The organism is Anoxybacillus pushchinoensis, assembly GCF_900111795.1.
Taxonomy (GTDB): Bacteria; Bacillota; Bacilli; order Bacillales; family Anoxybacillaceae; genus Anoxybacillus; species Anoxybacillus pushchinoensis.
The window spans coordinates 17688-35267 of record NZ_FOJQ01000004.1 but is presented as its reverse complement, the minus strand read 5'-3'; the positions used below and the strand labels follow the sequence as shown (position 1 = coordinate 35267).

Below are 17580 nucleotides of genomic sequence, written 5' to 3'. Positions count from 1 at the left end.
AAAAAGGAAGTTTTTTCTTTGTGGTTAATGGACGAGCGCATCGTTGTTCGCCCATTCAACATATATTTCTGTCGTCGAGCAGGTGTGGAGTGTAAGGAGGTATTCGCTATGGAAGAGATGAATCAAGTTGATGTACGCGTCTATGAAGTAGGCGACACAGTGAAAGGTCAAGTAACAAAAGTAGAAGACAAACAAGTGCTTGTTGATGTAGAAGGAAGCAAGCTTGTCGGCATTATCCCAATTAGTGAGCTGTCAAGCCTTCATATCGAAAAAGCAAGCGATGTGCTGTCGGTTGGGGATGCAGTCATCGCAAAAGTGAAAAAAGTAGAAGATGAAGCAATCATTTTATCGAAGAAAGCTGCAGATGCGGAACAAGCGTGGGAAGATCTTGAGCGAAAACTTACAAACGGCGAGACGTTTGATGTAGTCGTGAAAGATATTGTAAAAGGCGGGCTTGTGGCTGATGTCGGCGTCCGTGCCTTTATTCCAGCATCGCTTGTTGAGAAAGATTTTGTCGAGGACTTCACAGACTATAAAGGACGTACGTTAGCTGTGAAAGTCATTGAACTTGATCGAGAAAAAAATCGCGTCGTTCTATCTCATCGGGCTGTTGTAGAAGAAGAAGAAACATCGAAAAAGAAGGCGGCATTGCAGTCGCTTCACGTCGGTCAAGTGCTTGAAGGGACAGTCGCGCGCATTACAAACTTCGGCGTGTTCGTCAATATTGGTGAGATTGATGGTCTCGTACATATTTCTCAGCTTGCCCATACGCGTGTAGATCATCCGTCAGACGTCGTGAAAGAAGGCGATGTCGTAAAAGTGAAAGTGCTTGCGATTGATGAACAAAGCGGTCGCGTTTCTTTATCGGTGAAAGAAGCATTGCCAGCTCCGTGGGATCATATCGAACAAAAAATAAAAGAAGGCGATGTGTTAGAAGGGACAGTAAAACGTTTAGCGCCATTCGGGGCGTTCGTTGAAGTGTTACCAGGTGTTGAAGGTCTTGTTCATATTTCGCAAATTTCAACAAAGCATATCGGGACACCGCATGAAGTGTTAAAAGAAGGCGATGTTGTAAAAGTGAAAGTGCTTGCAGTAAGCGAAAAAGAAAAACGCTTATCGTTAAGCATTCGTGAATTGCTCGAAGATGACGTACAAGAAGACTATCGTGAATATACAACCTCAACAGAGACGACGACGGGATTTCAAATTGGTGAAGTGATTGGAGAACAGCTAAAAAAATTAAAATAAATGGTGATTGCAGTGGATCGTGCAAAACGGAAATTACAACATATTGAATATGCTCTTGCAACAGGACAGCACCGCTTGCACGGGTTTGAAGATGTAACATTTGTACACAATAGCTTGCCGAATATTTCCACTGCTCATATTGATTTGCAAACGACAATCGGCGAACTCTCTTTACGTTCGCCGATTTTTATTAATGCAATGACGGGCGGTGGAGGCGAACAGACGGCGAAAATTAACGAACAGCTTGCTTACGCCGCTAAACAGTGTGGTATAGCTATGGCTGTTGGTTCACAAATGGCTGCTTTAAAGGATGAGAGAGAACGCTCGTCGTTTACTGTGATTCGGAAAGTAAATAAACATGGACTTGTTTTTGCTAACTTAGGTAGCGAAGCGACAGTCGAACTGGCAAAGCGAGCAATCGACATGATTGAAGCAAATGCCATCCAAATTCATTTAAACGTTGTTCAAGAGTTAGTTATGCCTGAAGGTGACCGAGATTTTTGTGGAGCGCTTTCACGCATTGAACAAATTGTTTCTGCTGTTGATGTACCGGTCATTGTAAAAGAAGTTGGCTTCGGCATGAGCAAAGAGACGGCGCGGAAGTTAGAACAGATCGGCATATGTGCAGTTGATGTTGGCGGCTTTGGGGGAACGAATTTTGCGCAAATTGAAAATGAGCGGCGTAAACAACCATTGACTTATTTTAACGAATGGGGAATGACGACGACCGTATCGATTGCCGAAGTGGCAACAACTACCGAGCGATTGTCCATTATTGGCAGCGGCGGCGTGCAACATGCCCTAGATGTAGCTAAATGTATTGCGCTTGGTGCTTCTGCGGTAGGAATGGCAGGCTATATGTTGCGTTTCCTTATCGAGAAAGGGGTGGAAGCATTAATTGAGGAAATTGAGCGTCTGCATAATGATTTAACACTTATTATGACCGCGCTAGGTACTCCGACAGTTGCCGATTTGCAAAACGCGCCCCTTGTCATTACAGGGAAAACACATCATTGGCTGCGTGAGCGAGGCATTGATACGACGCATTATAGTCGACGATCATAAAGAAAAGGTGTCCTAAATGGGCACCTTTTCCGCTTATTTTTCCGTTTTTGTACTTCCTTTAAAATTTTTAGCTGGATCGCGATCGGACTCAACGCGTCGCGATTGTTTCAGTTTTTTCTCTTGGCGATCTTTCCCCATGTTTATCCCTCCTCTGTTTTTTATTTTGTCCATTCCTTTTTTTCACATACAGAGATTAAATTTTTAAAAATAAGACATAATGGAGAGTGGAGGTGTTACGGTGGAAGGAGGTTATTTTTATTGGCTTTCTTGGTTTTTATGGATCATTTACACGTTCTTCGCCCCAAAAAATCGTGCGCGCCTATGGATTTGTGTATGTGCTTTGTTGTTAATTATACTGTCTGCCCACAATGTGACAATTCACTCGTTTCACATCTCACTTGCATACGTCTTCATGCTTTTTGTTAGTTATTTTTTCGTCATGAAACAAACGGGAATGACGTTCATATATTTTGCATTTGCAAGTGCAAGTATGACGTTGCTATACGCTTCCTTTCATTTCCTGTTATTGTTTGATCCGATCTGGGTATTTGCAGATGCAACATGGTTGCTCGCATTTGCTCTTTTGCTTGCATCGTTTTCATTGTATCGAACATTTCACGATCGTTTGCTCGTTTTGACGGTCGGTTGTTGTCAAGGAGACTTTTTGTATGCATTTGTGTTAAAGCAATTTTCATTTCCTCACGTCGTTGGCTCATTGCTATTTTTAGATGAGTGGGCGTTTGCAACGGCATGTTTATTTATATGGAAGTGGCTTGAACAATTACCGCTGTATATCGATACAAGATTTTACAAACGGACAAAGGAGGCTAAAACGTGAACGAATATACGTATCCAATTTTATTTGGTGTCATTGTCGGCGTGGTAACGAGATTATATTTACTAAAAACAGATTATCGCCAATATCCAACATATTTGCATGGGAAAATTATTCATATTGCGCTCGGCTTTATTGCGGCAGGCCTCGGAACTGTAGCGGTGCCCGCCATTATGGAAAAAGAGTTTGCTGCCATTACCTTTTTAGCATTGGCAGCCTCTCAGTTTCGTGATGTGAGAAACATGGAGCGAAATACGTTAAATGAGCTCGATCAATATGAACTTGTACCGCGTGGTAAGACGTACATTGAAGGGATTGCCATCGTCTTTGAAGGGAGAAATTATTTAGTTATTTTTGCGTCATTTTTAAGTACGTTTGCATATTTAGTTTGGAACGTATGGCTTGGGATCGTGGCTGCTGCGCTTTCATTTATTATGGCTCGTAAATTCATGTCTGGCAGCCGGCTTGGCGACATTGTCGAGGTGGAGTATGTGGAACCTCACTTTAAGGGAGCCGGATTATATGTTGATGACATTTACATCATGAACATCGGTCTAGAAGCGAGGAGAGAAGAAATTTTACGCTATGGCATGGGATTTATTTTGAAACCAAAAAATTTCGATGCCCGCTCCACAATTGCCAATCTTGGACAACGGCAGGCAATTTTGCACGATATTTCGACCGCGTTGGGCGTATATCGTGATTCAGGTACGCCAGCGCTCGTTCCCCTCGCCAAGCGGGATTTAGACGATGGACGAGTTGGCATCTTTATTTTACCGCAAGAAAAAGATGTTGAAAAAGCAAAAGCAATTATTCGGAATGTGCCGACGTTAGAAAATGCGATTCGCATGCCAACGGAATCGAAAACGAATCAAGCAGGGAGAGTGTTACGATGACTGTAGAAAAAATGATTTTAGCCGTCATTACAACGTCACCTCATAAAGTGGCTGGTGGCGTGACATTTATTTGTGAAAACAATGAGGAAATGCAACGAGTGGCTGCCAGCTTAGAAGCCATTTTAGACGGCATCGCTCATGCACTAAGCGATGATTTGCTCATTATTGTGAAACATTGATTTTTTTGATAAAATGGGAAAGCTAGACCCTTCAGTAGAAGGGCTTCTTTTTTGTTCGGGTTTCGAAACTTAATGAAGGAGTGTGATCGTATGACGAAACCAGTTGTAGCTATCGTTGGTCGCCCAAATGTCGGGAAGTCGACGATTTTTAACCGCATTGTCGGAGAACGTATTTCCATTGTAGAAGATGTACCAGGAGTAACGCGCGATCGAATTTATAGTAGTGCAGAATGGTTAAATACAACGTTTAATATTATTGATACAGGTGGTATTGACATCGGAGATGAACCGTTATTAATGCAAATTCGTCAACAAGCAGAAATTGCGATCGATGAAGCGGACGTCATTATTTTTATGACGAATGGTCGAGATGGCGTCACGGCTGCTGATGAAGAAGTAGCAAAAATTTTATACCGTTCGAATAAACCAGTTGTGCTAGCAGTGAACAAAATTGATAACCCAGAAATGCGTGAAAACATTTATGATTTTTATACGCTCGGATTCGGGGAGCCGATCCCGATTTCTGGTACGCACGGATTAGGGATCGGGGATTTATTAGATGCAGTCGTCGCCCATTTTCCGAAGCGAGAAACGAAGGAATACGATGCCGATGTCATTAAATTTTGTTTAATTGGTCGGCCAAACGTTGGGAAATCATCGCTCGTTAATGCAATTTTAGGTGAGGAACGCGTCATTGTTAGCGATATTGCAGGTACGACGCGCGACGCGATCGATACGACGTTTAAACGCGATGGTCAAGAATATGTCATTATTGATACAGCAGGGATGCGCAAAAGAGGAAAAGTATATGAAAGCACCGAAAAATATAGTGTGTTGCGCGCGCTAAAGGCGATCGAGCGTTCTGATGTTGTCCTTGTTGTCATTAATGCGGAAGAAGGAATTATTGAACAAGATAAAAAAATTGCGGGGTATGCGCATGAAGCTGGTCGAGGTGTCGTCATTGTCGTAAACAAATGGGATGCAATTGAAAAAGATGAAAAAACGATGATCGAATTTGAGAAAAAAATTCGTGACCATTTCCAATTTCTTGATTATGCACCGATCGTATTCGTATCGGCAAAAACGAAGCAACGGTTGCATAAGCTGTTGCCGATCATTCAAATGGTAAGTGAAAATCATGCGATGCGCGTCCAAACGAACGTATTGAACGAAGTATTGATGGATGCGATTGCTATGAATCCGACACCGACACATAACGGGCAAAGATTAAAAATTTACTATATGACGCAAGTAGCAGTAAAACCCCCGACGTTTGTCGTATTTGTCAATGATCCTGAACTCATGCATTTTTCGTATGAACGGTTTTTAGAAAACCGAATTCGTGATACATTTGGGTTTGAAGGAACGCCAATTAAAATTATTGCACGACCGCGTAAGTAAGGAGGGATTCAATGGTTACTGTATTAGGAGCTGGTAGTTGGGGTACGGCTTTAGCGATCGTTCTTGCTGATAACGGACATCATGTTCGGCTTTGGGGACAGCGCCAGGAACAGATTGATGAGATTAATGAAAAACATACAAATGAAAAATATTTACCAAATATTCATCTTCCGAAAGCGATCGTCGGTTATGTTGATCTTGCTCGAGCGCTTGAAGGAGTGGAAACGGTCGTATTAGCTGTACCGACGAAAGCGATCCGCGACGTATTACAGCGCGTACGAACGTGCGCGAAACAGCCGATTACCATCGTTTCCGTCAGCAAAGGAATTGAGCCCGATACAAATAAACGTATTTCTGAAATTATTGAAGAAGAAATGCCAGCGCATTTGTTGCGAGATGTCGTTGTTTTGTCAGGTCCGAGCCATGCGGAAGAAGTGAGTTTACGCCATCCGACGACGGTGACGGTGTCATCGCAAAATATGGAAGCTGCTGAGCGCATTCAAGATTTATTTATGAACCATCAATATTTTCGCGTATATACAAACCCGGATTTAATTGGGGTAGAAATTGGCGGAGCTTTAAAAAATATTATCGCGTTAGCAGCGGGAATTACGGATGGGCTCGGTTACGGAGATAATGCGAAAGCGGCGCTTATGACACGCGGACTTGCAGAGATGGCGCGTCTCGGTAGCCGACTAGGGGCGAATCCGCTCACATTTGCAGGATTGACAGGCATCGGTGATTTAATTGTGACGTGTACAAGCGTTCATTCGCGCAACTGGCGCGCTGGCAACTTGCTTGGTAAAGGACATGCGCTTGACGATGTGTTAGCGAACATGGGAATGGTCGTAGAAGGGGTACGTACAACAAAAGCTGCCTACCAATTAGCGAAAAAAATGAATGTCGATATGCCGATTACGAATGCGCTTTACGATGTATTATTTAACGGCAAAGATGTGAGGCGTGCAGTTGATTCCCTCATGGCGCGTGGCAAAACGTCAGAACTTGAAGATTTAGCAAACATTTCGTTATAATTTTGTTTGAAATGGGCATGTGAAGAGTGCGTTGTTATGAATATTGCATACAATGCTATGAAAACATTCTCAGGCTTAAATGGATGGTGCAAGTTAGTCATCGTCTGAAGTAAAGAAGCCCCGCTTTACTTCAGCTTTTTTATGTATTGATCAATATGGGAGAAAGTGAGGGAGAGCGATGTCACCGGGTCTATTAAAAATGTGGATTTCTTTAACAGGAATTGGATTAATGTTTGTAGCTGTATTTTCCATTTATTTTAGCCGATATAAAGTGAAAAATAAGGTGTTGAAAATCGTTTTAGCGACGATTGCGTACATAAGTATGATAATTGCTGGTCTTATTATTGTGTTTGTCGTATTTAGTGGACCAGTGCAAGAATAAAAGGATGGATGAATAATGAAAAAGTGGCTGCTTTCTGCAATGGTCGTTAGTATAGTGATGCTGTTATCCGGATGCTTATATCCGCAAGAGCGTTTAGTACAAAATCAAATTCCATACAAAGAGCAAGTCGAGCGCGTTCAACAAGCGGTAAATGAATATCGTCAAGCGACGGGCGGACTGTTGCCTATTCGAACGCGCGACATGTCGACGCCGATTTATCAAAAATATCCGATTGACTTTAACATGCTCGTTCCAAGATATATGGCTGAACCGCCAGGCAATGCATTTGAAAGCGGTGGCGTATATCAATATGTTCTCGTTGATGTTGAAACAAATCCGACGGTGAAACTGCTAGATCTTCGTTTAGCGGAAGCCGTTCGTGATTTGAAGTTGCGCATTCGCATGTATCAAGATGCTCATGGTTATCCACCGTTTAAAGATATGGTTGCTAAAGGAGTATTTACGCTTGATTATAAAAAGTTACGTTTAGATGCTCCTCCTCACGTCGTCAGCCCTTTTTCAGGGAAAAATCTTCCGCTTATTATTGACGGCAAAGGGGAAATTTACATTGATTATCGCATCGACTTGTATGAAAAGTTGCAAACAGAGACGCACAATTATCGCTACGGAGACGATATTCGCGACTTGCTTGTGAAGCATTCCCTTTTTGTACCAGCTTATTCCCTTCCGTACACAATTGATGAAAAGAAAAAAGAGCCTATTTTTCTCTTAAAATAAGTCATGATTCCTTCTCTAAACAAATACATTTTAGAGAAGGGATTTTTTTAGTCATAAACAAATAGGACAACAACATATGCATATAGTGTCCTCATATGTTTTAAATATAAGGGAGGGAAGGCAGTTGGAAAAGGTCGATCTTTTTAGAGATATTGCTGAGCGAACAGGCGGAGATATTTATTTAGGAATTGTGGGCGCCGTTCGAACAGGAAAATCGACGTTTATTAAAAAGTTTATGGAACTTGTTGTCATTCCAAATATTCAAAACGAAGCAGATAAAGCTCGGGCACAAGATGAACTGCCGCAAAGTGCAGCAGGGAAAACAATTATGACGACAGAGCCGAAGTTTGTTCCGAATCAAGCTGTGAAAGTGAAAGTTGATGATGGACTTGAAGTGAACATCCGTCTCGTCGATTGTGTCGGTTATACGGTGCAAGGGGCAAAAGGGTTTGAAGATGAAAACGGTCCGCGCATGATCCATACCCCGTGGTATGAAGAGCCAATTCCGTTTCAAGAGGCGGCTGAAATCGGCACGAGAAAAGTCATTCAAGAACATTCGACGATTGGGGTCGTCATTACAACGGATGGAACGATTGGAGAAATTCCGCGCGAAAATTATATTGAAGCGGAAGAACGAGTTGTCAATGAGTTAAAAGAAGTAGGTAAGCCGTTTATTATGATCATTAATACGGTGCGTCCGCAACATCCTGAAACGGAGACGCTAAAGCAGCAATTAAGTGAAAAATACGATATTCCAGTATTAGCGTTAAGCGTTGAAGGAATGCGTGAAGCAGACGTGTACCAAGTGCTTCGTGAGGCATTATATGAGTTCCCAGTGCTAGAGGTGAACGTCAATTTGCCGAACTGGGTTATGGTGTTGCGCGAAAACCATTGGCTGCGTGAAAGCTATCAAGAAGCAGTGCGCGATACAGTGAAAGATATTAAACGATTGCGCGACGTAGATCGAGTTGTACAACAATTTAGCGAATACGATTTTATTGATGAAGCTCGTTTAGCTGGCATTGAAATGGGGCAAGGCATTGCAGAAATTGATTTGTATGCTCCAGATGAGTTGTATGATCAAATTTTAAAAGAAGTTGTAGGCGTCGAAATACGAGGAAAAGATCATTTGTTGCAATTAATGCAAGATTTTGCTTATGCGAAAGCAGAGTACGATCAAATCGCTGATGCGCTTCGCATGGTTAAACAAACAGGATACGGCATTGCCGCCCCTTCACTTTCTGATATGAGCTTAGATGAACCGGAAATTATTCGTCAAGGATCGCGCTTCGGTGTGCGGTTAAAAGCGGTGGCACCGTCTATTCATATGATTAAAGTCGATGTTGAATCGGAGTTTGCTCCAATTATCGGAACGGAAAAACAGAGCGAAGAGCTCGTTCGCTACTTAATGCAAGATTTTGAGGATGACCCGCTTTCCATTTGGAATTCTGACATCTTCGGTCGTTCACTTAGTTCTATTGTTCGCGAAGGTATTCAAGCGAAGCTCGCCCTCATGCCAGAAAACGCGCGCTATAAATTAAAAGAGACGTTAGAGCGCATCATTAATGAAGGTTCTGGTGGATTAATTGCTATCATCTTATAAAAAGACTCCATTTGGGGTCTTTTTTTGTTTTAGATGAAAAATTTCTCTTGCAGTCAAAAAGAGCGATATGATAATCTTTATTCAGAAAATGTTAGGCTCGTTGGAGAATAATAGGCAAATTGCATGATTTTGTTGAAAAATGTTGAATTATAAGCAAGAATCAGTTAATATAAGGCGTGTTAATGTATAGAAACAATAGAAAGTGTAAACAACTGAAAGTAACGTATAGCGCATACGCTTTGGGAGGAGGTGAATGGCATGAACAAAACGGAATTAATTAATGCAGTCGCTGAAGCAAGCGGTCTTTCTAAAAAAGATGCATCTAAAGCAGTTGATGCTGTTTTTGACGCAATTACAGAAGCGCTTAAAAACGGCGATAAAGTGCAATTAATCGGTTTTGGTAACTTCGAAGTGCGTGAGCGTGCAGCGCGTAAAGGACGCAACCCGCAAACGGGAGAAGAAATCGAAATTGCTGCAAGCAAAGTTCCTGCTTTCAAACCTGGGAAAGCGTTAAAGGATGCTGTAAAGTAAGCAATTACATACAGCGAAAGAGGTAGCCGATTGCGAGCTGCCTCTTCTTTTTTGCCTTTTTTCCGTTTAGTATGCTAGAATCGGGTTACGTGAAGTTGAATGTTAGGAGGATGCTGTACATGAATACGCAACAAATCGAACAGGCGGTTCGCTTAATTTTAGAGGCGATTGGTGAAGACCCGAATCGTGAAGGATTGCTAGACACACCGAAACGAGTGGCAAAAATGTATGCTGAGGTGTTCGCTGGATTAAATGAAGATCCAAAAGTGCACTTGCAAACGGTGTTTAGTGAAGACCATGAAGAACTTGTCCTCGTCAAAGACATTCCGTTCTATTCGATGTGCGAACATCATCTCGTTCCGTTTTTTGGTGTTGCCCACGTCGCATACATTCCACGCGGTGGCAAAGTAACAGGATTAAGTAAATTAGCACGAACAGTAGAAACGGTGGCACGTCGTCCGCAGTTACAAGAGCGAATTACGGCAACGGTAGCTGATGCGATTATGGACACGCTTGAGCCGCACGGAGTCATGGTCGTTGTCGAAGCGGAACATATGTGTATGACGATGCGGGGTGTGAAAAAGCCAGGAGCGAAAACAGTTACGACTGCTGTGCGCGGAACGCTTGCAGAGGATGAAAAAGCGCGCGCTGAAATATTAGCACTTATAAAGTAGGAGGGTGTTATGATGCAAGGGGATTATGTGGTCATTAAAGCGTTAGAAGATGGAGTAAACGTAATTGGATTAACGCGTGGTTCAGATACACGTTTTCATCATTCTGAAAAACTCGATGAAGGAGAAGTGCTCATTGCTCAATTTACAGAGCATACATCGGCCATTAAAGTGCGCGGAAAAGCGCTCATTCAAACACAGCACGGCGAAATTCAATCTGATGCGAAAAATCATCGTTAACGTGAAGGTAGTTTATGATATAATAAAGCTTGAGTTTTTGGGAAGCAAGGGTGATAAATCATGGATATACGACAGCAAATGGAACAAGTACGAACGCGCATTCAGCACGCAATTGCTCATTCGTATGTAGATCGCTATATACAGCCACGCACGATAGACGAAGATCGCATATCGTTTGCTCTTTCTATGTTACGTTCAACTCGAGTGGAAACAAGCATCGCGCTCGATTATGTATTCGCCATGATGTTAATTCAACTCGCCCTTGATACCCATGATGAAGTAGATAAGCAGCAAATGATGCAAAAAAAGCAATTAACAGTGCTTGCAGGAGACTTATATAGCGGATTGTATTACGAGTTTTTAGCAAAAAGACATGATGTGTCACTTATTCGCCGCTTTGCCGAGGCGATTAAAGAAATCAATATACAAAAGATTCGTTTGCAACAGCTGTCGCCAGATGACATTGAACGTTTTCATTGTATCGGTGTAATCGAATCAGCATTGCTTCGCAAGCTTTCAGAACACGTGCATGCTCATGAGTGGGGAGAGCTTGCATATTACTTGTTTTCGCTCAAGCGCATTCAACGCGAAGAGGCAAAATCGAAAGCAATGGTCGATTATACCGATCATTGTAAACGAAAAGTACAAGACCTTTTTTATTTGCATCATGAAGAAGTGAAAGAGCGATTTTCTCATCTCCTCGCTTGATTTCAGTTGAAAGAAGGGGATTTTTATGCACCAGTCAAAAGAAGAACGTGTCCATCGCGTGTTTGAAAAAATTTCTGATCATTACGATCGTATGAATTCAGTCATTAGTTTTAAACGCCATGTCGCATGGCGGAAAGATACGATGAAACGAATGAACGTACAAAAAGGAACGAAAGCGCTCGATGTATGTTGTGGAACGGCAGATTGGACAATTGCGCTAGCAGAAGCTGTTGGACCTAGCGGAGAAGTATACGGGATCGACTTTAGCCGCAACATGTTAAAAGTTGGGGAAGAAAAAGTAAGAGAGCGTGGCTTCCAGCATGTTACCCTCGTCCACGGCAATGCGATGAGCTTGCCGTTTCCTGACAACACGTTTGACTACGTGACGATCGGTTTCGGATTGCGCAACGTCCCTGATTATATGACTGTACTGAAAGAAATGTATCGTGTTACCAAGCCAGGTGGAAAAGTCGTCTGTTTAGAAACATCTCAACCAACATTGATCGGTTTTCGACAATTGTATTACGCATATTTCCGTTATATTATGCCTTTTTTTGGAAAGATTTTTGCAAAAAGTTATGAAGAATACTCATGGTTACAGGAATCAGCACGTGAGTTTCCTGGAATGGATGAGCTGGCAGACATGTTTCGTGAAGCTGGTTTTGTGCGCGTACAAGTGAAACCGTATACGTTCGGAGTAGCGGCGATGCATCTCGGACATAAACCTGATGAATATTAAGGTGAATAGTGATGAAACTAAAGGCGATGTATTCGTTTTTAAATGGGGACTTAAACCGAATTGAAGAACAATTAAAAATAACGGTTCAGGCGTCCGATCCGCTCGTCAATGAAGCGTCGTTGCACTTGCTTGAGGCGGGCGGAAAGCGCATTCGTCCAGTATTCGTTTTACTCGGTGGCCAATTTGGCACATATCATTTTGAGCAGATGAAACGAGTGGCTGTCGCTCTTGAGCTTATCCATATGGCTTCGCTCGTTCACGATGATGTCATTGATGGGGCGACATTGCGGCGAGGAAAAGAGACGATTCAAGCGAGATGGGGAGATCGTTTTGCCATGTACGTCGGCGATTACTTATTTGCCCGCGCGCTTGAACAAATGTGCGAAATTAACGACCCGATTGCCCATCAAATTTTAGCGAACACCATTGTTGAAGTATGTCGTGGAGAAATTGAGCAAATTAGTGACAAATATCGATTTGACCAAAATTTGCGGCGCTACTTACAGCGAATTAAAAGAAAGACAGCTTTACTCATTGCGGCAAGCTGTCAACTTGGCGCCGTCGTCGCCGGGGCACCTGAAGCTGTTCATAAAAAGTTGTATTGGTTCGGCTATTACGTCGGGATGTCATTTCAAATTACGGATGATATTCTCGATTTTATCGGGACGGAAAAACAGCTCGGTAAACCGGCGGGAAGCGACTTGTCGCAAGGGAATGTGACACTCCCTGTTTTATATGCGATGGAAGAACGGACGTTAAAAGAGCAAATTATGAAAGTAAACGAACATACGACAAGTCGTGAGATGGCTCATGTCATTGATGGCATTAAACGAACAAACGCCATTGAAAAATCGTATGAACTCGGTGACCGCTACTTGCAAAAAGCGCTCGATATGCTTCAAAAGTTGCCGCGCAACCGCGCTTGGACGGCACTTTATAACATCGCAAAATACATTGGAAAGCGGAAATATTAAAAGAAAAATTAAATCGTTTTCATGGCGAATGTTGCTAATTTGCATGCACAAATGATATAATTGCGGAGGAGTTATTTCCAATACATAACGTATCAGGGGTGGAGAATTCGTCATGGAAAGAACGTTTCTAATGGTCAAACCAGATGGGGTACAGCGTGGTGTGATCGGTGACATCGTCGCGCGCTTTGAGCGTAAAGGATTTCAGCTTGTTGGAGCTAAACTCATGCAAGTATCGCGCGAGCTTGCTGAGCAACATTACGCAGAGCATAAGGAGCGCCCATTTTTCGGTGAGCTCGTTGAGTTTATTACGTCCGGACCAGTGTTTGCGATGGTATGGGAAGGCGAAAACGTCATCGCCACCGCTCGTCAAATGATGGGGAAAACAAACCCACAAGAAGCATTGCCGGGTACTATTCGCGGTGATTTTGGCTTAACGGTCGGAAAAAATATTATTCACGGTTCCGACTCAAAAGAAAGTGCGGCTCGTGAAATTCAGCTGTTTTTCAAAGAAGAAGAGCTCGTCTCCTACAACAAGCTAATAAACGAGTGGGTATATTAAAAAAAGCGCAAAGCGCTGCCATTTCGCTTAGAGACAGTTTTTTTCTGTAGTAGCAAATCGTATACTTTTTATAAATAAAGGTAGGCGTATGCCTATCTTTATTTTTTTATTTCTGTTTTCTCGCATTTTCGTTATACTGTATGTATGAAAGAAAAGGAAAGAGGAGTTTGTTTATGAGTGATTATCAACAATTTATTGCGAACGTCAAACGAAAAACAGGAATTGATTTGGCGCTATATAAAGAGGCACAAATGAAGCGCCGATTAACTTCTCTTTATGAAAAAAAAGGGTTTAACAATTTCGATGAATTTTTCAAGGCGATGAATCATGACCAAGCATTGTTTCATGAGTTTTTAGATCGCATGACGATTAACGTATCTGAATTTTTCCGCAACGCGAAACGGTGGGAAGTGCTCGAGAAAAAAATCATTCCTAAGTTGCTTGAGAAAAACAAGCGTCTAAAAGTATGGAGCGCGGCTTGTTCGACAGGGGAAGAGCCATATACGCTAGCAATCATTTTATCCAAGTTCATGCCGTTATCACAAGTGTCTGTATTAGCGACAGATATTGACGATAATGCGATGGCCCGGGCGAAACTTGGCATTTATATGGAACGATCTCTTCAAGAAGTTCCAGAAGATGTGAAGAAAAAGTTTTTTATAAAAGAAGGATCTCATTACAAAATTATTGGCGATATTAAACGAACGGTCACATTTAAAAAACATAATTTGCTTGCTGATCCGTTTGATACGAATTTCGATTTAATCGTTTGCCGCAACGTGCTTATTTATTTTACGGAAGAGGCGAAACACGAGTTGTATTTCAAATTTAATCGCGCCCTTCGTCCGGGAGGGATATTTTTTGTCGGCAGCACAGAACAAATTTTTAATCCGACAGCATACGGCTTTGAAGTAGAAGACACGTTTTTTTATCGAAAAATATAGTTGTGACCGAACACGGTCGCTTTCTGTGCAATTCAGGGGTTACGTCGGTGAGAAAAATGTGCTATATTCATACATAATCGCTTTAAAGAGTTGAAGGGAGAGAGAACATTGCGGTACTTAACGGCAGGTGAATCACACGGTCCACAATTAACAACAATTATTGAAGGTGTTCCAGCAGGATTGACGCTTTTAGCAGAGCATATTAATGAAGACTTGGCGCGCCGTCAAAAAGGATATGGTCGCGGACGACGAATGCAAATTGAAAAGGACGAAGTGAAAATTTTAAGCGGTGTTCGTCACGGAAAAACGCTCGGTTCCCCAATTACACTCGTTGTGGAAAACCGCGATTGGAAACATTGGATAAACATTATGGGCGTTGAGCCGCTCAGCGATGAAACAGAGGAAGTCAAGCGAAAGGTGACACGTCCACGTCCAGGACATGCGGATTTAAACGGGGCGATTAAATATGGTCATCGCGATATGCGCAACGTGCTAGAGCGCTCTTCTGCGCGTGAAACGACCGTGCGCGTGGCAGCTGGAGCGGTAGCGAAACGCATTTTATCGGAGTTGGGCATTCGCGTCGCAAGCCATGTCGTTGAAATTGGAGGGATAAAAGCGGAACATACGGCGTATACATCGCTTGAACAATTGCAGCAAGTGACAGAGCAATCTCCTGTCCGTTGTTTTGACGCGGAAGCGGAGAAAAAGATGATGGCAGCCATTGACGAAGCGAAAGAAAAAGGTGACTCGATTGGCGGAGTCGTTGAAGTGATCGTTGAAGGTGTTCCTGCGGGTGTCGGAAGCTACGTTCATTACGATCGAAAGTTAGACGCAAAAATTGCCGCTGCTGTTGTCAGTATTAATGCGTTTAAAGGGGTTGAATTTGGTATCGGCTTTGAAGCGGCACGCCGTTTCGGAAGTGACGTGCACGATGAAATTGTATGGAGTCCAGAAACAGGATATACGCGTAAAACGAATCGACTTGGCGGATTTGAAGGTGGAATGACAACGGGAATGCCGATTGTTGTGCGCGGGGTGATGAAGCCGATCCCGACGTTATATAAGCCGCTCATGAGCGTCGACATTGAAACGAAAGAACCGTTTGCAGCAAGCATTGAACGTTCGGATAGTTGTGCTGTTCCGGCAGCGAGCGTCGTCGCTGAAGCGGTTGTGGCGTGGGAAATTGCAAATGCGATTGTCGAACAATTCGGACAAGATCGTCTTGATCTTATTATTGAAAATGTTGAACATATGCGTCGGTATGCAAAGGAGTTTTAACGATGAAACGCATTCATATCGCTACGCCGTCGAAACGATACGACGTTGTCATTGGAAATGAACTGTTGCACATGATTGATCGTATGATCGATCGTGTCTGTCCACATGTTACAGCTGTGCTTGTCGTTGCAGACGAAACGGTCGCTTCGCTTTATTTATCCGATGTGCAGCATGCGCTTCGTCAAACGTACGATCGAGTGTATACACATATTATTCCAAGCGGGGAAGAAGCGAAGTCATTCGAACAATTTTATGCGTGCCATACCGCTGCGTTAACGAACAATTTAGACCGTGATTCGTTAATCGTTGCCTTTGGTGGAGGGGTCGTCGGAGACTTAGCTGGTTTTGTTGCAGCAACGTATATGCGCGGCATTCGGTTCGTCCAAGTGCCGACGACATTGCTCGCACATGATAGTGCTGTGGGTGGAAAAACAGCGATTAACCATCCACTTGGAAAAAATATGATTGGTGCTTTTTATCAGCCTGAACTCGTCATCTATGACATTTCCTTGCTTTATACACTACCAGAACGGGAAATGCGGTCGGGTTTTGCAGAAATTATTAAACACGCTTTAATATACGATCGCGCTTTTTTCGGTTGGTTACAAGCGAACATACAAAAGCTAGCAGATTTGCGTGGCGACCGACTACAATACGCTATCCAAAAAGGAATTGAAATTAAAGCGGCCGTTGTCGCACAAGATGAAAAAGAGCACGGCGTTCGCGCGCACTTAAACTTCGGCCACACGCTCGGCCATGCGTTAGAGAGCGAGCTCGGTTATGGGGTGATGACGCACGGAGATGCGGTCGCGCTCGGCATGCTATTTGCGATTTTTGTGAGTGAACGTTTTTACAAGCAACCGCTTTTTTATTCGTCGTTCCGGGCGTTATTTCACCGTTACGGTTTTCCGACATCGCTCCCATCACACGTATCGCCTGAACGTCTACTTGCAAAAATGAAAAAAGATAAAAAATCAAAAGAGCAAACGGTGCGCATGGTGCTAATGAAAGAGATCGGGACTGTATGCGTCGAGCGCATAAGTGATGACGAATTATTGCAATGGCTATATGCGTTTGTCGAAGAAGGGGGGAGGCAAGGTTGATTCGAGCGATTCGCGGAGCAACGACGGTGAGCGATAATGACGAGCAAGAAATTATAGCAGAAACGGAACGTTTGTTAGTAGAAATGGTACGCCAAAATGATGTTCGTGCAGAAGATGTCGTATCCGTGTTGATTTCAATGACCGATGATTTAAACGCTACCTTTCCCGCCAAAGCGATGCGTCATCTTGACGGTTGGACGTACGTCCCCGTCATGTGCATGCGCGAAATTAACGTGCCACAAGCATTGCCGAAATGTATTCGCGTCATGATGACCGTACATACGAAGCGGGCACAGCAAGACATTCAACATGTATATTTGCGCGATGCAATCCAGCTTCGACCAGATTTACAGTTGACAAAAAAGTCAGAAATATAATATGATGATTTGTAAGTTAGTTGAGTAGAGTAAGAGTTGAGTAGAGAATGAGTGAGAGCGGAGCAGAGGATCGTT

General features: G+C 43.0%; 22 protein-coding genes. 21 read left to right on the top strand and 1 reads right to left on the bottom strand.

Annotation, left to right across the window (positions count from 1 at the left end; translation table 11 throughout):
• The first annotated feature begins 108 nt into the window (after window positions 1-108).
• Both rpsA and fni read left to right on the top strand, forming a co-directional pair.
• On the top strand, window positions 109-1248 hold the full coding sequence (gene rpsA / locus BM213_RS02125) for a 30S ribosomal protein S1 (protein WP_091700420.1): 1140 nt from the start codon (window positions 109-111) through the stop codon (window positions 1246-1248).
• Entirely contained in the window at window positions 1249-2313 is a 1065-nt protein-coding gene (gene fni / locus BM213_RS02120; RefSeq protein ID WP_091700418.1) for a type 2 isopentenyl-diphosphate Delta-isomerase, read from the top strand.
• A 33-nt stretch (window positions 2314-2346) separates the two neighbouring features.
• Here fni and BM213_RS02115 read toward each other — a convergent pair whose 3' ends face one another.
• Complete coding sequence (locus tag BM213_RS02115; protein WP_091700416.1) at window positions 2347-2451, bottom strand: YpzI family protein; 105 nt, start codon at window positions 2449-2451, stop codon at window positions 2347-2349.
• Between the two features lie 100 nt (window positions 2452-2551).
• On the opposite strand from BM213_RS02115, the gene BM213_RS02110 reads away from it, so the two are divergent.
• From BM213_RS02110 to aroH, 19 genes are all read left to right on the top strand, one after another.
• Complete coding sequence (locus BM213_RS02110) at window positions 2552-3151, top strand: YphA family membrane protein (RefSeq protein WP_091700413.1); 600 nt, start codon at window positions 2552-2554, stop codon at window positions 3149-3151.
• A complete protein-coding gene (locus BM213_RS02105) occupies window positions 3148-4044 on the top strand; it encodes a YIEGIA family protein (protein WP_091700411.1) in 897 nt (298 codons plus the stop codon). The genes BM213_RS02110 and BM213_RS02105 overlap by 4 nt, the downstream gene beginning before the upstream one ends.
• On the top strand, window positions 4041-4223 hold the full coding sequence (locus tag BM213_RS02100) for a capping complex subunit for YIEGIA (RefSeq protein ID WP_091700409.1): 183 nt from the start codon (window positions 4041-4043) through the stop codon (window positions 4221-4223). Before BM213_RS02105 ends, BM213_RS02100 begins: the two co-directional genes overlap by 4 nt.
• A gap of 90 nt (window positions 4224-4313) precedes the next feature.
• A complete protein-coding gene (gene der, locus BM213_RS02095) occupies window positions 4314-5624 on the top strand; it encodes a ribosome biogenesis GTPase Der (RefSeq protein WP_091700407.1) in 1311 nt (436 codons plus the stop codon).
• Window positions 5625-5635: 11 nt separating this feature from the next.
• Window positions 5636-6658, top strand: a complete 1023-nt coding sequence (locus BM213_RS02090; protein ID WP_091700405.1) for an NAD(P)H-dependent glycerol-3-phosphate dehydrogenase — start codon at window positions 5636-5638, stop codon at window positions 6656-6658.
• Between the two features lie 178 nt (window positions 6659-6836).
• Window positions 6837-7040 carry a DUF2768 domain-containing protein gene (locus BM213_RS02085; protein ID WP_091700403.1) on the top strand — a complete coding sequence of 68 codons (204 nt, stop codon included), beginning with the start codon at window positions 6837-6839 and terminating at the stop codon, window positions 7038-7040.
• 15 nt (window positions 7041-7055) lie between these two features.
• Window positions 7056-7778: a hypothetical protein gene (locus BM213_RS02080; protein WP_091700401.1), complete on the top strand. Its 723-nt coding sequence runs from the start codon at window positions 7056-7058 to the stop codon at window positions 7776-7778.
• Between the two features lie 124 nt (window positions 7779-7902).
• Window positions 7903-9381 (top strand): stage IV sporulation protein A, encoded by a 1479-nt coding sequence (spoIVA, locus tag BM213_RS02075; protein WP_091700399.1) that lies wholly within the window; start codon window positions 7903-7905, stop codon window positions 9379-9381.
• Between the two features lie 258 nt (window positions 9382-9639).
• Window positions 9640-9912 carry an HU family DNA-binding protein gene (locus BM213_RS02070; protein ID WP_003394524.1) on the top strand — a complete coding sequence of 91 codons (273 nt, stop codon included), beginning with the start codon at window positions 9640-9642 and terminating at the stop codon, window positions 9910-9912.
• A 110-nt stretch (window positions 9913-10022) separates the two neighbouring features.
• Complete coding sequence (gene folE, locus BM213_RS02065) at window positions 10023-10586, top strand: GTP cyclohydrolase I FolE (protein WP_091700394.1); 564 nt, start codon at window positions 10023-10025, stop codon at window positions 10584-10586.
• 9 nt (window positions 10587-10595) lie between these two features.
• Window positions 10596-10823: a trp RNA-binding attenuation protein MtrB gene (gene mtrB, locus BM213_RS02060; protein WP_091700392.1), complete on the top strand. Its 228-nt coding sequence runs from the start codon at window positions 10596-10598 to the stop codon at window positions 10821-10823.
• A gap of 60 nt (window positions 10824-10883) precedes the next feature.
• Complete coding sequence (locus BM213_RS02055) at window positions 10884-11531, top strand: heptaprenyl diphosphate synthase component 1 (RefSeq protein WP_091700390.1); 648 nt, start codon at window positions 10884-10886, stop codon at window positions 11529-11531.
• Between the two features lie 25 nt (window positions 11532-11556).
• A complete protein-coding gene (locus BM213_RS02050) occupies window positions 11557-12270 on the top strand; it encodes a demethylmenaquinone methyltransferase (RefSeq protein ID WP_091700388.1) in 714 nt (237 codons plus the stop codon).
• An 11-nt stretch (window positions 12271-12281) separates the two neighbouring features.
• Window positions 12282-13244 carry a heptaprenyl diphosphate synthase component II gene (gene hepT, locus BM213_RS02045; protein WP_091700385.1) on the top strand — a complete coding sequence of 321 codons (963 nt, stop codon included), beginning with the start codon at window positions 12282-12284 and terminating at the stop codon, window positions 13242-13244.
• 112 nt (window positions 13245-13356) lie between these two features.
• Window positions 13357-13803, top strand: coding sequence for a nucleoside-diphosphate kinase (gene ndk, locus BM213_RS02040; RefSeq protein WP_003394530.1), 447 nt, complete (start codon window positions 13357-13359; stop codon window positions 13801-13803).
• A gap of 173 nt (window positions 13804-13976) precedes the next feature.
• Window positions 13977-14747, top strand: coding sequence for a CheR family methyltransferase (locus tag BM213_RS02035; protein ID WP_091700383.1), 771 nt, complete (start codon window positions 13977-13979; stop codon window positions 14745-14747).
• A 108-nt stretch (window positions 14748-14855) separates the two neighbouring features.
• Entirely contained in the window at window positions 14856-16025 is a 1170-nt protein-coding gene (gene aroC, locus BM213_RS02030; RefSeq protein ID WP_091700381.1) for a chorismate synthase, read from the top strand.
• 2 nt (window positions 16026-16027) lie between these two features.
• The gene (gene aroB / locus BM213_RS02025; RefSeq protein WP_091700379.1) at window positions 16028-17128 is read left to right on the top strand and encodes a 3-dehydroquinate synthase; all 1101 of its coding nucleotides are present in this window, start codon (window positions 16028-16030) and stop codon (window positions 17126-17128) included.
• On the top strand, window positions 17125-17505 hold the full coding sequence (gene aroH, locus BM213_RS02020) for a chorismate mutase (RefSeq protein WP_091700377.1): 381 nt from the start codon (window positions 17125-17127) through the stop codon (window positions 17503-17505). The genes aroB and aroH overlap by 4 nt, the downstream gene beginning before the upstream one ends.
• The last annotated feature ends 75 nt before the right edge of the window (window positions 17506-17580 follow it).